Source organism: Arcanobacterium phocae (assembly GCF_018913465.1).
GTDB lineage: Bacteria > Actinomycetota > Actinomycetes > Actinomycetales > Actinomycetaceae > Arcanobacterium > Arcanobacterium phocae_A.
In genome coordinates this window covers 304,546-319,552 of record NZ_JABAPM010000001.1, presented here as the reverse complement: position 1 = coordinate 319,552, position 15,007 = coordinate 304,546, and the positions used below count along the sequence as shown (strand labels likewise).

Genomic DNA, 15,007 nt, shown 5'->3' with positions numbered 1-15,007 from the left:
TGGTATCCTCATAGGTATGAAGAATATCATTTTTGACCAGGTACGCGGTGCACTTCTGGGATGCGCTACGGGGGATGCATTCGGCGTCCCCTTTGAGTTTCTCGCAGCCGACAAAGTATCGCAGTATCCACAGGATCGGATGTTAGGTGCCGACGTCGAACCTCGCATGTCGTCGCATTGGGGCGATCAAATTCCTGCAGGTTCGTGGAGCGACGATACCTCCATGGCATTAGCGACAATGGATTCCTTGGTCAAGACTGGCGGTAAGCTTGATCCAGATGATCTTATGGGACGTTTCCTGAACTGGATGGAACACGACGATTATTGCGCACTCGATAAGAATTTCGACATCGGGATAACAGTAGAATCCGCTTTAGAAAACTACCGCCGCGGTGCCTCCGCATTAACATCTGGCGGAACTGACAAGTATGATAACGGCAACGGTTCGCTCATGCGCATCTTCCCTATGGCGTTGCTTAACCATGCGCAAAAACCAGAACCGCAGGTGGCGGCACAACGTATTTTCAATGCGTCCTCATTAACTCACGGCCACAAAATCGCGCAACTATCTTGTCTCGTCTACTGCCACTTCTTAGAAGCGCTGTTGGATGGAGAGTCCTTAACGGATGCCTTCGAGCATATTCAGTATTTTCCTTACACAGAACACTACAAATTAGATGATTACGCGTGGGAAGATGCGTTTGCAGCTTTACTGCCAGTATTTTCGCCAGAATTTGCTTACTATACTCCAGCAGATCTTACGGCCACCGGTTACGTCGTCGATACTCTCGAGATCGTGTTTTACTCACTACTGAATTCCCGTTCATACGAAGAAACAATCCAGTATGCCGTAAGCTTCGGCTACGATACCGATACGTACGCAGCTATCGCCGGTGCTGCTGCCGGAATATACTACGGCATCCAAGAGATTCCGGAAGCATGGCTCACTGTGTTGCGCAAGCGTGACTACCTTGAGACCGTGGCAACGGATTTTGCAAGTATGCTGGGCTAGGAATCTTGTTGCCAAAGCTACGTACGCAGATCATGACTTCTCAACTAGAAAATACACGTTTGGCCGGCTCTGTCGATTACAACAAAGCCAGCCAAACTATGCTAATAGTTTAGTTACGGCGCAACTGCAACACAGCTACACCAGCGCCGAACAATGCCATAGCACATACAAGTAAGCCCAATATATTTGAGCCAGTATGCGATAGCTCTACGGCTCCCTGAGTCACCTCAGGTTGCAGCGTGCCAACAACATTGAGCTTCACAACAGACAGCGGTTGCTTGCCTTCAACAGTGGAAACAGCAACGACATAGTGCGCACCAAGCTCAGTCTTCTGATCAGTACGAACTAAGTAATTATTCGCTTTTCCATCAACATCAGCTTTCAGTCCCGGCAACATCGTAGGCGTCGAATAGAGGTAAACTTGAGCGTCCTTTTGCGGAGCTAATCCAACAAATTTTATGCTTGCGGTCTCACCTCGCCGAACCGTATATTCTCCACTCAATGTTAATTCACCCGTCTTCAACACTTTTTCAATAGCAGCTGAATCTACATACGGGGGTTTAGCACTGATGGTATCTGAATGTGGTGAATCAGAGTTCTCATCAGGGTTTTCCGGCGTCGGTTCTCCACCCGGTTCGGATGGATCCTGTGGATTCGTCACATGCAAAACGAAATACCGGCGGTTCTTCGGGGTAATTAGCTCAAACTCTTTCTTATCCCAATCCGACTTAGCTACAAACGTCAAGATCGCATCTTTACCTGCAACAACATCATTCTGTGCAACGAGTTCGTGTGCGTCTCCTACCCACAGGGTCGCTTGACCATCACGCGCGATTCCAGTGATATTGATTTTAACTTCCGAACCAGTCTCTGCTACCACAGTTGCTTTTTCAGCTTCCGGTTCAGTTAGCGTAACAATGTTATCGTCTTCACCAACAGTGGCAACGAAATCCTTCATATCGCCGCAATCGCCATCGATTCGGATTTCACCAGCACCACCAAATTCTCTACCGTTTTGTGCGTTACGGCCAACCAGCTTCACATAGTTAGCCGAAACCGCATCAAACGCAACATACTTTGGCGATGTAGATGCATCGAAGCTACCGGTTGCAACTGGTTTACCCCAGGCCCCGCCATCATTTGACACGTAAATTTCATAATCCTTCAAACGCGTATTCTCACTGTCCTGACGCGGCGTGTATTCCAATCCAGAAACTTCACACTTCTTATTCAGGTTTAGCGCAATAAAATGAGGGAAATGATCGGATCCAGCAGACCACTTTGTGTGCCAGAATGTATCTGCGTTTCCGTCAATTGCAGCCTTAGCAAATCCATTAGGCGCTTGCTCACCAGTAACTTCCTGGGAATCAAAACTGTGAACAGTTAATCCGGTTACCTCAGACTTGACATAACCACCCTGAATTGGCGGCGCCCAAATTGCGATCGTTGTTTCGGCTTCCCGGTTGCCATAGACAGCCCGCACTGGATAAGCTCCTGGTTCGGTTCCAGCAGGAATCAGAACATAATCTGTACGAGTGCCATCCGCATCCGGACGGACCTCACCAATCTTGGTTTCCCCTAGGAATAGTTCCACCAATGAATTTGGGGCGAAGTCTTTAACATTCAGTTCAACGCGGTCTAGCGGTTTGGCAACCGACTGTCCCAGTGAGACTGAAGCTTGACCGGTTGAGGCCCACGGAGTATACAACGGCGCAGTTGCCGAGCTATTTGCGTCAATGTTGACAATGGCCTTCGCAGATTGATCGCCAGCAGTCAAAGTAACTGTATGCTCTCCGGCAGTAGCGAACCTATGGTGCGCAGTGAGCACATACATACCGGATGCATTGTATTTAGAACGCTCCAGCGTAGATGTAATGGTTGCTGGTTGGACTACTGTGCCATCTCCCCAGTCCACCATGACCTGAAGACCTGAGTCGCCCACTAATGAATGCGACACGCCGTCGTCATCATTTACTGTATCGGTTTGTACACGGAGCCCATCGGCATCAACCTTTGTCCCCGGAGCAGAGAGATATCCTAGTTGGAATTCGTCTTCTGTGGAGACCGCCGACGAGCGTACACCCGCTACGTCATATCCCCACTCTCCGTCAGTGCCATCATAGAAATTCGATCCAGTAGCATTGAGATCAACACCGATTTGCGATATACGATCAGCAAAATCCTTTACATCACGCATATTTTGTGGCGTCCATCCAATTTCAGCATGCGATAGGACACGGTTAAATATCAGAAATTCTGCCTGATCAATACCACGCACTGTTTCTGACCACAGCGGGGTTTCAGTTCCAGTAATACTCTCGTCCGATTCGAGATTGATAAAACGCCGCGGATCCCAGTTGTAATATGTTCTGAAATCACAGTTTCCCCGACACGCCCAGTTAAGAGCTAGCGGAGTCTTAGACGTGTATTTCTGATCCAAGTACGAGCTAGATTCCTTGGAGAGAAGAACCTTCGCGCCATGATTTTGCACTGCGGCCCGTGTCGCGTCAGATCTACCAGTCCAGTAATGCATAACATCTCCAGCAGTAATGCTGTCAGCTTGCGCTATCTCGTTCCAACCGATTGGGGTCTTCCCGAGACCTCGGACGATGTTCATCACTTGGCCAAGGAAGTGGTTGTATACCTCATTATTATACTTAGCAGTTAATGCGTGCGGTTCATCACCACCAATATGTATGTACGGACCTGTTGTCATATCTGAAATCTGGCCTAAGACATGACTGATGAACGTCATCGTGATATCTGCCTGAGGATGAAGATACGAGTAACCAACGGCCCCTGTCCCATTAGCGGGTGCAGTTGGTTCTTGTTCGGTTCCTTCGTGTGAGGATCCCGGAATATTGAGTTGCGGTATCGCATGCAGAGCAGCATTTGTATGCCCTGGCAAATCAATTTCTGGAATGATCATGACATGACGTTGTGTGGCATACTCCTGTATTTCACGATAGTCAGCCTGAGTGAGGAAACCAGTGCGCCCCAATTCTTGTGATGCCTGCTGATTGTGTGGCAGCATCGCTGTCTTACCGGAAACTTCAGTCAGCTGGGTGTAATCAATCGGATCTCCATCCACTTTACCATCGTTGGTAATCTCGATTCTCCACCCTTGATCATCGGACAAGTGCAAATGCAGGGCAGAAACCTTGTATTGCGACAAAGTATTGATAAGTTTTTTGATATCATCTTTTGGCACGAAAGAACGTGCAATATCGAGCATCATGCCACGATAAGCATAGCGAGGCCAGTCACGCACTGTTACAGCAGGAACAACCCAATCTTTTACCACTGGGGTGTTCATATGCACGAATCCCGGTAACAGCTGTAGCAATGTCATAGAGCCGTTAAATACGCCATGTGCTCCAACGCCAGTAATCGTTATCCCTGACTTGGTGGAAACTAAGGAATACGCTTCATCGTCATCCGATCCTTCAACCGTACCTTTAGCTAACCGGATCAAGCCACTCGTAGCTTCAGATTTGCTTACTACTGGCACTTTATAACCAGTCGAGTTGCGTAAAGTCGTAGCTAAAAGATTCGCTTCATTTTCTAGGTCTGAGCTCGCAACGATCTGAACGTTGGGGGTAATTGTAAAACCAGTGTCTCCTTCAGAAACAGTCAAAGAAACTGGCTTTGGAACGAGCGAAGAACCAGCTTTGCCAGTTTGTGGTACTGACGGTTCTACCGGCTGCACTCCGTCAAAGGCTTCTAACTCCCATAGAGACGCACCGTACTTTACACCGTTAAACGGTGTACGTTCGCGCACTTGGAGTTTAATAGCACGGACACTGGTATTCTTTTGTGCCTCAGGAATTGTAATTACCTCTTTGAGGGGATCTGTACCTTCTGGACACTGCTGTGCGTCCGAACTTGCGATTTTGACAAATTCTTTGCCATCTTCCGAAACGGATAAATCCCACTTCTTAGGGCACGCAGCTTCCATCCACAAGTTAATATGATGTAGCTTATGCGGCTGAGTAAAAGATACTCTTGCCCATGCATTGTCGCTAGTATTCGATGACCATCGAGACTGCTCAGACTTATCCGCTGTAGGGTTTATAACCCCGTCGATGAGCTTGTCCCCTGTCCATTTGCCTGCGACTTCGGTTCCAGAAACCTCGACCGTGCCTCCATTCGCAGCTGCCGCCCAGTTAGTTACGGGCGCTTCTGGTTCATCAGCATGCGCGGCCGGAGTTATCGAGACCATTCCAGTAACTGTTAAAGCCCCCGCTCCGATCAACGCAGCGCTGCGCAAAAGACCAAGCGGAAGGATACTTCTACTAGAGATAGTATTCATAAATTCTCCACGTCATTGTTTAGAACAGTATGCTTTTGACACACCTCTATTAACAGTACCCCTACACGTAATCTTCCACAGCAAAATTCGCAATAATTCCAGATTGCGAACAAATATTCACTGCCTGTTTTCCACACTCTAGGACGATTGATCTTTCCAAGAGTAGACATAAGACTGCTAAACTTCGTATCTCTGAATAGCACGGGTAAAAATTCACTAAATTTTGCCCCTAATTAAATGTCAAATACACTTGACATATCTTTTCCTTCATATGTAAAGTTTATTTTACATATCGGAAAGGAATCAACTATGTCACAACCCCACACATCTACATGGGGATACACCAAACGTAAGCGACTACCTGCACTGGTCATTGCTCTGCCGCTAGGCCTGTTAGTGGGAACAGTTGTTGGGATAATCTCGGCCTATTTACGTTCCGACACGGACCATGTATGGCTATATGCCACCATATTCTCGGCAATGACCGGCTTTCTATTTGCCGGGCTTATCTGGGTTCTCATCGTCGATCGCACAACCATTGCTGGCGCCATCGCAAAACCAGAAGCGAGCATTGAAAACACCTGGCATGCTAGGGCCGTATCAGCTGGATTCTTCACCATGCTCATTGGTAGCAGCTGGGGCTCAGCAATCGCCGCTTTTTACCAACAAAACGCTATTAGCATCAGCTTTGTCATCATCTTCACCCTTGGCGTGTGCGCCTACGTAATCAGTTATGTCGTCAACCGCAAGCGAACACTACAATGAAGAATTCGCTCCCGAAGCTACGCAAAGAAAACGGCTGGTCCCAAGAATACCTAGCTCAACAACTTGGGGTCAGCCGACAAACAATCATTTCTATTGAGAAGGGACACTTCGACCCATCACTTCCGCTTGCTTTCGATATTGCTCGTGTATTCAATAAAAGGATCGAGGACATCTTCTCCCCTGGGACATAGGCTAATTTTCTAGGCTAACTTGTCTCAGATCCTTATGATGAATACAATGTATTCATCATAAGGATCTGAGGAGTACCTATGCCCACAATGACGCTACGTATGAATGACAGCGATGCCGAACTGATCCGGAAATTTGCCAAATTTGAAGGATTAACAATATCCGATTTTGCCCGCCAAGCAATTCTGGAAAAAATTGAAGATTCCTATGATCTCGACGAATTACATCATGCTCTTGCTCATGACACTGGCGAGCGCTTTACTATCGATGAGGTTTTAGAAGAACTCTCCTGAAGATGAGTACCTCGCCACATACGTATCGAGTATTTCTCACTACACGAGCACGTAAACAGCTTAAAAAGATGGATCGCTTCGATGTAAAAATACTCGCAACATGGATAAAGAACCACCTTGAAGGATGTAGCGATCCACGCGCTTTCGGCAAAGGGCTGACAGCTAATAGATCTGGAGAATGGCGCTATCGCGTCGGCTCGTACCGCATATTGGCATTCATTGAGGACACAACGATTACAATTGAAATCTTTTCGATAGGCCGACGTGATTCAATCTATTCAAGCTAAAATGCAATAGCTCTTTAGAGCATCCGAGCAAACGTATTGTAGATGCTCATATCGTCATCTAGCTCCGGATGGAAGGTCGCGCCGATTTGGTTGCGATAGGTAACCGCCACCGGAGTACCATCTGGCAATAGCGCCAGTACGTCAACACCGTCACCAAGCTCAGCAATATGCGGGGCTCGAATGAACGTCATCGGGATTTGCGCCGGGTCCTGGCCAGCAACATCAGGTTCTCCCCCATAAAACTGCCCGTCAGCGATATGGAAACTGCCGAGCTGGCGTCCATACGCATTGCGAACAACAGTTACTGGCATAGTAGAAAACCCGGCTACCGCAACGTGGGACGACGTCGGCGCCGCATGCTCTACCCCGGCAACTGGACCGTTGGCGACCTGCTGGGCTAAAAGAATTAGCCCAGCACAGGTACCAAACACTGGCAAACCATCGGCTAACTTCTGCATCAGCGGATCGAACATATCAAGCTCGCGCAAAAGTTTACTTTGTACTGTGCTCTCGCCACCTGGCAAGACCAGCCCGTCAAGATCTCGGCGAGCGTCCTCCCCATTGCGCAATTCCACAGCCGTTATTCCAAGCTGCTCTAAACGCCGGTGATGCTCAATAAATGCACCTTGGACAGCTAGTACACCAACAGTTTTTGCCATTATTTTCTAGATTCCTTAAATGTCACTTGCCGCGCTCAGCCATGAGCAGATCAATTTCAGATTCGTTGATGCCAACCATGGCCTCACCCAAATCTTCCGACAGCTCTGCAATCAGCTTGGCGTCTTCGAAATTGGTCACCGACTTAACGATCGCCTGCGCGCGCTTAGCCGGATCGCCCGACTTGAAGATGCCCGAACCGACGAACACGCCTTCGGCACCAAGCTGCATCATTAATGCCGCATCAGCCGGCGTCGCTACACCGCCAGCAGCAAAATTGACGACCGGCAACTTGCCATTCTCATGCACGTAACGCAAAAGCTCTACCGGGACTGCCAGTTGCTTAGCCTCTTCAAACAGTTCATCAGCGCGCAAGCTCTGGACCTTACGCATCTGGGACTGGATCAGGCGCATATGGGTTACTGCCTGAACCACATCACCGGTTCCCGGTTCGCCCTTGGTACGAATCATCGATGCGCCCTCCGCAATACGGCGTAGCGCTTCACCCAAATCCTTCGCACCGCACACGAACGGCACATCAAAATCAGTCTTGTTAATGTGGAAGACATTATCTGCCGGCGAAAGAACTTCAGACTCATCGATATAATCGATCTCCAGCGCCTGCAAAATCTGGGCCTCAACGAAATGTCCAATACGGACCTTTGCCATGACTGGAATCGAGACCGCATTCTGAATTTCTTTAATCAACCGCGGATCGCTCATTCGAGAAACACCACCAGCTGCACGAATATCCGCTGGAATCCGCTCCAGTGCCATGACCGCACAAGCGCCGGCTTCTTCCGCAATCCGAGCCTGCTCAGCATTCGTAACGTCCATAATAACGCCACCTTTAAGCATCTGTGCGAGCTGTTTATTCAATTCAAAGCGAGAGTTCTCAGTCATTGTGTTACCTTCAACATTTTGTGCTAGGACGGCCTGTAACCGCAACTATTCAACACATACTATACGCGAGCGCAGGCTGGTTACGAATAGTTGTCGCGCTCTGAGCTTAGCGATGAGTGAGACGCCATATTTCGTATGCTAAGACCGCCTGCAGTTTCAGTAGTTTACAGCGATAATTGTTTGTATGGACAACCTTGTTTTGCAGTCAGATTTCGGTCTCGACGACGGCGCAGTCAGTGCCATGTATGGCGTGGCCGTCGCTACCAGCCCAAACCTTCACATCTATAACCTCACCCACAATATTCCACCATACGATATTTGGGAAGGCTCATATCGCTTAGCCCAAACTATCGACTACTGGCCGACGGACACCGTGTTCGTTTCTGTGGTTGATCCGGGTGTCGGTTCGGACCGACTCTCCGTCGTCGCCAAAACCAAAACCGGCCACTATATTGTGACACCGAACAACGGAACCCTTACCCACGTCAACGCAATTTTCGGGATAACTGAGATTCGTACGATTGACGAGACAGTGAACCGCCGCGCCGGTTCCGAGGCCTCCTATACGTTCCATGGTCGCGATATTTATGCTTTTACCGGAGCGCGGTTAGCAGCCGGGATTATTTCGTTTGACGACGTCGGACCACGGGTTCCCCTCGATGCTCTCGTCGCCCTGGATTACGAAGAGCCCGTGTTTGCCGACGGCGAGATCCGCGGAATCATCGAAGCTCATGATGTCCGTTACGGCTCACTGTGGACATCCATTCCACGCACGCTCTTCCTCGATATGGCTGAGGGATTTGACCAGCGGTTCCGACTGCGGATATTCAACCAAGGACGCCAAGTTCATTCCAATCACATGCTGTACGTGCCGTCGTTCGCCTCGGTTGAAGTTGGCGACTCTCTCCTCTACGTCAACTCACTCGACCGGATGGCCATTGCCATCAACCGTGGGTCCTATGCTCACGCATTCAATATCGGTACCGGTACATCCTGGCAGGTATCACTAGCCCCTTATGATATATAAGGGACACGAAAGGATAAGTATGTCTAAGAAAATGTCTCCCGTCGTGCAGGTTGTTGCTATCGGTATCGGTGCAGCTCTGTTCTTCGTTCTGGGCCGCTTCGCGGCGATCCCAACCCCTATTCCTAACGTTGCTATCGCGTTGCAGTACGCAGTTCTCGCTGTTTTCGCGGTCTTGTTTGGGCCAGTCGCTGGCGCACTCATCGGCGGCATCGGCCATGTGCTGATCGACGCTACCGGTTATGGCATCTGGGCATCGTGGGAAATTTCCTCCGCCGTCGTCGGACTAATTATCGGAGCTATCATGCTCGGCAACACCGTCTACGAAGGCTCATTTCCTACCAAAACAATTGTTCGCTTCAATATCGGCGCAGTTATTGCCAACGCACTAGCCTGGGCATTGGTCGCTCCACTAGGCGATATTCTCATTTATGCTGAGCCAGCCAACAAGGTATTCCTGCAGGGTGCAACTGCGTTTGTCTCCAACTCGATAACCACCTGTGTTATCGGTACGCTCATCTTGATCGCTTATTCAAAGACCCGCACCCAGACTGGTTCTTTGAGCACCGAAGCATAAGAAAAGACAGACAATGACTTTCCTGATCCAGCCGCTTATTTCGTTGCGCAATGTATCCTTTCAATACCGCGCACAAAAAAAGCCCACGTTAGCTGATATATCACTCGATATTTTCCCAGGCGAAAAGATCGCGATCGTGGGAGCATCTGGATCAGGAAAGTCTACTCTTTTACGGTTGATGAACGGGCTCGTCCCGCACTATTTTTCTGGCACCGTCACTGGCGATATTTCCGTTGCTGGTTTAGATCCTCGCACGGTACCGCTGGTAGAAATTTCGCAACAAGTCGGTACTGTTTTACAAGATACCACCGGCCAGTTCGTTGGCTTGACAGTTGCCGACGATATCGCCTTCTCCCTTGAAAACCAAGAAATTCCGACCCATCAGATGCCCGCTCGAGTCCTGGAAACCGCTCGGATTGTGGGGATGGAAGATTTCCTCGAACATGCGCCACACGAATTGTCTGGCGGCCAAAAACAACGTGTGGCGATGGCTGGCGTTCTAGTTGACGACGTCGATATTCTGTTGTTCGATGAACCATTAGCCATGCTTGACCCGGCTTCGGGCCGCTCCAGTATCGATTTAATCGACGATCTCAACACGATACATGGCAAGACGATTGTGATTGTGGAACATCGCCTCGAAGATGTTCTGCATCGGCCAGTTGATCGGATTGTTTTAATGGACGGTGGCCGAATCGTCACCATCGCTACTCCAGATGAGCTTCTTTCTACATCTTTGCTGGAAGAACACGGGATACGGCCACCATTACATATTTCGGCATTGAAATATGCTGGGGTACAGTTACGTCCAGACAAGCATCCGGCGTCGTTAGGGACACTCAAACTCAGCGACGACGACGTCCACGCCGTCCGAGAATGGGCCACCCGCAACGCAACTGCGGCACCTCAGCCGGTCTGGGATGAAACACCAGCACTCGCGGTAGCAGACGTAACGGTGTCCTACCCGGGAGATGACTCCCCTAACCAGGTGTTGACACATATCTCAACTCAGATCCAGCGCGGATCGATGATGGCAATTGTCGGGTCCAACGGAGCTGGAAAATCCACTCTAGCCAAAGCCATCTGCGGATTCTTACCAGTTGATTCGGGGCGAGTTATGATAGCCGGTGCAGATAGCACCAGCTGGACGATCGCAGAACGTGGCCGGCATGTTGGCTTCGTTCTGCAAGAACCTGGCCATATGCTGTCACGGCCAACAATCATTGACGAAGTCGAATTGGGATTGCGTGCAGCCGGACTCGATGATGCCGAATGCGAAAAACGCCGCAACAACGTCTTAAAGATTTGTGGGTTGTGGCCATACCGCAACTGGCCTATTTCGGCTCTAAGCCATGGTCAAAAGAAGCGCGTGACAATTGCTGCAATTTTGGTCATGGATCCTGATGTTCTGATCTTAGACGAACCAACAGCAGGCCAGGATTTCGCTCATTACACCGAGTTCATGGATTTCTTGAGCGACTTAAATACCCGCGGCACAACCGTCATTCTTATTACCCACGATATGCATGTAGCGTTGGAATACACCTCGCGCGTTGTTGCAATGGCTGACGGTAAAATCATCGCCGACGACGCACCTGCTCATGTCCTCACTGATTCTGATATCGCTAGGAAAGCAGATATTGTTACCACCGGTCTTTATGGGCTATCACAGCTAGTTGGATATGACGATGCTAGCGCGCTGGCACAAGCATTCGTCAACGTTGACCGGATAGCTCGCCGGCGTATGCCGCATCCTCATGACACGGCAGAAACAGGAGGCACAGCGCGTGGCTAAAGCAGTTCTCGGATACATTGACCGCCCTAGCTGGCTACACCGACTCACCGGGACCGCAAAACTTGTGCTCGTTATTGCGCTGGTGGTTTCCGCTATGTTGACCTTTGATGCCCGGCTCCTCATCGGGCTATCACTCATGTCCATCGTGCTGTGGACAGTATCGCGGATTCGGTTAAGCGATCTGAAAGTTGTGCTCATTATTATTGGCACTTTTATGCTGCTCAATAATCTCCTGATTTTTGTGTTCGCGCCTCGATATGGCGTATCGCTGTTTGGCACTGAACATATTATTCTGGCTGGTTCTGGGCGATGGGTTTTGACCTGGGAGCAACTCTACTATCAAAGCCTTGTGACCTTGAAGTACTTTGCAGTGTTGCCCGGCGTTCTCTTGTTCATCACCACTACTCCACCGCCAGAATGTGCCGCTTCGCTCAACGCACTCGGTATTCCTTACCGGTTCGCTTATTCTATTTCACTCGCCTTGCGCTATATTCCAGATGTACAACGTGACTATGAAACAATATCTACCGCCCAGCAGGCCCGCGGTTTAGATGTCTCACACAAGGCTCCGATGCGGGTACGCGCAAAGAACCTGCTTGCAGTTCTTATGCCGCTGCTCTTTGGTTCGCTCGACCGAATCGAAACCACCTCAGCAGCAATGGAACTGCGCGGGTTCGGGAGCAGAAAAGGCCGAACATGGTGGGCACGCCGGCAGATGAAATCAGTAGACTGGCTCATCGTCATAGGAAGCGTTGCACTTGTGCTACTCACGATATGGCTGAACCAAGTTAACGGCGGCAGATTCTGGAACCCGTTCGTTTGATTTCCTACACGATTAAGGAAGATTATGTCTAACATTAACTGGGACGCTGTTCGTTCCAGTGTTGCCTATGTCTATCAACAAGACAGCTCCGGTCACGGCATGGATCACATTGACCGTGTTGTCAGCCTGTGCCAGCGCATCATCGCTGATACCGACGAGCCGGTTGATACCGATGTTATCCTGATGAGTGCATACGTTCATGACATGATCGATCCGAAAGTCGTTTCTGATCCGGCGCGCGCACGTCAGGACCTCACCGATTTTCTACATAGTCAACAGCTGAGCGATGGGCAAATTGCCGAGATATTCGAGATTATCGACCACATGTCATTCGCTAAAAATCTGACTGCTCACCAACCATTAAATATCAATGGCCAGATTGTCCAAGACGCAGATCGTCTCGATGCTATCGGCGCAATAGGAATCGCCCGCGCATTCTATTATGGCGGAAAATTCGGCGATCCGCTCTACGATCCAGCGCGTCCACCACGGGATCTCAATGACGAGTCTCAGTATCGTGTGCACAACACTGTTATCAACCACTTTTACGAAAAACTCTTCCGGCTCACTGACTCTCTTAATACTCCAGCGGCTCAACGCATCGGTGAGCTACGAAACGAACGCATGCGCTCGTTCGTCGTCGATTTTATTTCTGAATGGAACGGGAAGCCCTAAGATTGCCCACACGCCGCGTAATATCTAAACCGCGCGACGAGAAAATATAAACAATAGCAAAAACAATTCCATGAACCAGCACAACTGTTGCTCCTGAAGCCATGTTGTACCAGTATGAGGCGTAAATCCCTACTGTCACACTCAATGCAGACATTAATGGCGCGATCCATAACATTCGATTAAAAGACTCAGTCATAAGGAAGGCAATTGCTCCAGGGATAATCAACAAAGCCACAATCAAAATAGCGCCTACTGCCTGCATAGCCACCACAACTGTCATGGCAAGACACGTCAACAACAAGGCGGAGAGCCGTTTTGTTGATAGTCCGATAGCACTTGCGTGCACTGGGTCGAATGCGAATAGCGTTAGATCTTTGCGCTTGATAATCACGATCGCTGCTGCCAGCGGTGCAAGCACAACCACTTGGAGCAAGTCAGCGTGTGTTATTCCAAGCAAATCGCCAAAAATGACGTGCTGGAGGTTAATGTGGCTGGGGAATACGGAAATGAGAACAAGGCCGAGGGCAAGCATCGTCGTAAATACAACGCCCATCACCGTATCCTCTTTTAGACCCGAGCCGTTGCGAATTACTGCAATTAATGCCACGCAGATGAGGGCAGCAATGAATGCTCCAATGGAAAAAGGTGCACCCAGAATGTATGCCAAGACGATTCCGGGAACGACGGCGTGCGAAAGTGCATCGCCCATCAAAGACCATCCCACTAGGACTAGCCAACACGAGAGTAACGCACACACAGAAGCAGCTAGGAGCGTCACCGCAAATCCACGAACCATGAACGTGTGCGTCCACATTTCGATGAAGGTGTTATAAAACCATAGCCAACTCATTTCGTTGCCTCCTTCTCAGTGTAGTAGCCCGCCGGCGCAGTGAAGGCACGACGAAGATGATCGGTACGCAACGTTTCTTGTGGATCCCCACGGCCCACTATTTGCCGATTCAGAAGCGCAACTTCGTCAGCAAAGTCCGGAATTGTTGACAGGTCATGGGTAGAGACAAGCAACGTTGTACCGCGATCTGCTAACCGTTGAAGTAATTCAGTGATAACCGCTGCAGATGTGAAATCGACACCAGCAAATGGTTCATCGAGAAGCATCAGTTCGGCGCCTTGAGCCACAGCTCGAGCAACAAATGCACGTTTCCGCTGTCCACCCGATAACGCACCGATAGGGCGATTCTCTAGTCCGGCAAGGCCAACAACGTCAAGGGCGTTTGCGACCGCCGTCTTATCTGCCTCTAGAGGCTTGCGCCGCGGCCCCATAAGCCCGTAGCGGCCCATCATAACAACATCGTAGACAGAGAGGGGAAAGCGCGTATCAATCTCTTCATTTTGCGGAACGTATCCAACTTTGCCGGCTTTACGCGCAATAAGCGAGGAGGAATGAGCGATAGTGATAGTGCCCTGTTGATAATTCACCAGTCCCATAATTGATTTGAAAAACGTGGACTTTCCAGAACCATTCATCCCTACAATCGCGCAAATTTTTCCACTACCGATAGCGAAATCAACTCCGGTAAGCGCATGTACGTCCCCATATGACACGTGCAGATCACGGACGTCGAGCACCGATGACTGCGGATCTAATTCTGTCTTCATAACCAATTCCCTCCTCGACTTCTTGCCGACGACGCTTCCAAGTTTAGCGTACTCAAGGTTTAGGATTCCTTGTGGCAA

The 15,007-nt window shown here is 49.7% G+C and carries 15 protein-coding genes; 10 read left to right on the top strand and 5 right to left on the bottom strand.

Annotated features, from left to right (window positions below; translation table 11 throughout):
* Window positions 1-16: 16 nt before the first annotated feature.
* Window positions 17-1,012 (top strand): ADP-ribosylglycohydrolase family protein, encoded by a 996-nt coding sequence (locus KSO86_RS01510; protein ID WP_216378224.1) that lies wholly within the window; start codon window positions 17-19, stop codon window positions 1,010-1,012.
* Window positions 1,013-1,121: 109 nt separating this feature from the next.
* Here KSO86_RS01510 and KSO86_RS01505 read toward each other — a convergent pair whose 3' ends face one another.
* On the bottom strand, window positions 1,122-5,324 hold the full coding sequence (locus KSO86_RS01505) for a family 20 glycosylhydrolase (protein WP_216378225.1): 4,203 nt from the start codon (window positions 5,322-5,324) through the stop codon (window positions 1,122-1,124).
* Between the two features lie 309 nt (window positions 5,325-5,633).
* On the opposite strand from KSO86_RS01505, the gene KSO86_RS01500 reads away from it, so the two are divergent.
* The 4 genes from KSO86_RS01500 (at window position 5,634) to KSO86_RS01485 (ending at window position 6,858) form a co-directional block, all read left to right on the top strand.
* On the top strand, window positions 5,634-6,089 hold the full coding sequence (locus KSO86_RS01500) for a hypothetical protein (protein ID WP_216378226.1): 456 nt from the start codon (window positions 5,634-5,636) through the stop codon (window positions 6,087-6,089).
* Window positions 6,086-6,280: a helix-turn-helix transcriptional regulator gene (locus tag KSO86_RS01495; RefSeq protein WP_216378227.1), complete on the top strand. Its 195-nt coding sequence runs from the start codon at window positions 6,086-6,088 to the stop codon at window positions 6,278-6,280. The genes KSO86_RS01500 and KSO86_RS01495 overlap by 4 nt, the downstream gene beginning before the upstream one ends.
* A gap of 78 nt (window positions 6,281-6,358) precedes the next feature.
* Window positions 6,359-6,571, top strand: coding sequence for a type II toxin-antitoxin system RelB family antitoxin (gene relB, locus KSO86_RS01490; RefSeq protein WP_216378228.1), 213 nt, complete (start codon window positions 6,359-6,361; stop codon window positions 6,569-6,571).
* Window positions 6,572-6,573: 2 nt separating this feature from the next.
* A complete protein-coding gene (locus KSO86_RS01485; protein ID WP_216378229.1) occupies window positions 6,574-6,858 on the top strand; it encodes a type II toxin-antitoxin system RelE family toxin in 285 nt (94 codons plus the stop codon).
* Window positions 6,859-6,872: 14 nt separating this feature from the next.
* On the opposite strand, the gene pdxT is transcribed toward KSO86_RS01485, so the two are convergent.
* Together pdxT and pdxS are read right to left on the bottom strand one after the other, a co-directional pair.
* On the bottom strand, window positions 6,873-7,517 hold the full coding sequence (gene pdxT / locus KSO86_RS01480) for a pyridoxal 5'-phosphate synthase glutaminase subunit PdxT (protein WP_216378230.1): 645 nt from the start codon (window positions 7,515-7,517) through the stop codon (window positions 6,873-6,875).
* A gap of 22 nt (window positions 7,518-7,539) precedes the next feature.
* Complete coding sequence (pdxS, locus tag KSO86_RS01475) at window positions 7,540-8,418, bottom strand: pyridoxal 5'-phosphate synthase lyase subunit PdxS (protein ID WP_216378231.1); 879 nt, start codon at window positions 8,416-8,418, stop codon at window positions 7,540-7,542.
* Between the two features lie 184 nt (window positions 8,419-8,602).
* Between pdxS and KSO86_RS01470 the strand changes: the two genes are divergently transcribed.
* Genes KSO86_RS01470 through KSO86_RS01450 form a run of 5 tightly spaced genes read left to right on the top strand, consistent with a single transcriptional unit; the run spans window position 8,603 to window position 13,312 of the window.
* Window positions 8,603-9,445 carry an SAM hydrolase/SAM-dependent halogenase family protein gene (locus tag KSO86_RS01470; protein WP_216378232.1) on the top strand — a complete coding sequence of 281 codons (843 nt, stop codon included), beginning with the start codon at window positions 8,603-8,605 and terminating at the stop codon, window positions 9,443-9,445.
* 19 nt (window positions 9,446-9,464) lie between these two features.
* Complete coding sequence (locus tag KSO86_RS01465) at window positions 9,465-10,019, top strand: ECF-type riboflavin transporter substrate-binding protein (protein ID WP_253280478.1); 555 nt, start codon at window positions 9,465-9,467, stop codon at window positions 10,017-10,019.
* A 13-nt stretch (window positions 10,020-10,032) separates the two neighbouring features.
* Complete coding sequence (locus KSO86_RS01460) at window positions 10,033-11,814, top strand: ABC transporter ATP-binding protein (RefSeq protein WP_216378233.1); 1,782 nt, start codon at window positions 10,033-10,035, stop codon at window positions 11,812-11,814.
* Window positions 11,807-12,637 carry an energy-coupling factor transporter transmembrane component T family protein gene (locus KSO86_RS01455; RefSeq protein ID WP_366493238.1) on the top strand — a complete coding sequence of 277 codons (831 nt, stop codon included), beginning with the start codon at window positions 11,807-11,809 and terminating at the stop codon, window positions 12,635-12,637. The genes KSO86_RS01460 and KSO86_RS01455 overlap by 8 nt, the downstream gene beginning before the upstream one ends.
* A gap of 24 nt (window positions 12,638-12,661) precedes the next feature.
* Window positions 12,662-13,312 (top strand): HD domain-containing protein, encoded by a 651-nt coding sequence (locus KSO86_RS01450; RefSeq protein WP_216378235.1) that lies wholly within the window; start codon window positions 12,662-12,664, stop codon window positions 13,310-13,312.
* Here KSO86_RS01450 and KSO86_RS01445 read toward each other — a convergent pair.
* A complete protein-coding gene (locus tag KSO86_RS01445; protein WP_216378236.1) occupies window positions 13,284-14,162 on the bottom strand; it encodes a metal ABC transporter permease in 879 nt (292 codons plus the stop codon). The two genes, KSO86_RS01450 and KSO86_RS01445, sit on opposite strands and share 29 nt — an antisense overlap.
* Window positions 14,159-14,929 carry a metal ABC transporter ATP-binding protein gene (locus KSO86_RS01440; protein ID WP_216378237.1) on the bottom strand — a complete coding sequence of 257 codons (771 nt, stop codon included), beginning with the start codon at window positions 14,927-14,929 and terminating at the stop codon, window positions 14,159-14,161. Before KSO86_RS01440 ends, KSO86_RS01445 begins: the two co-directional genes overlap by 4 nt.
* Between the last annotated feature and the right edge of the window lie 78 nt (window positions 14,930-15,007).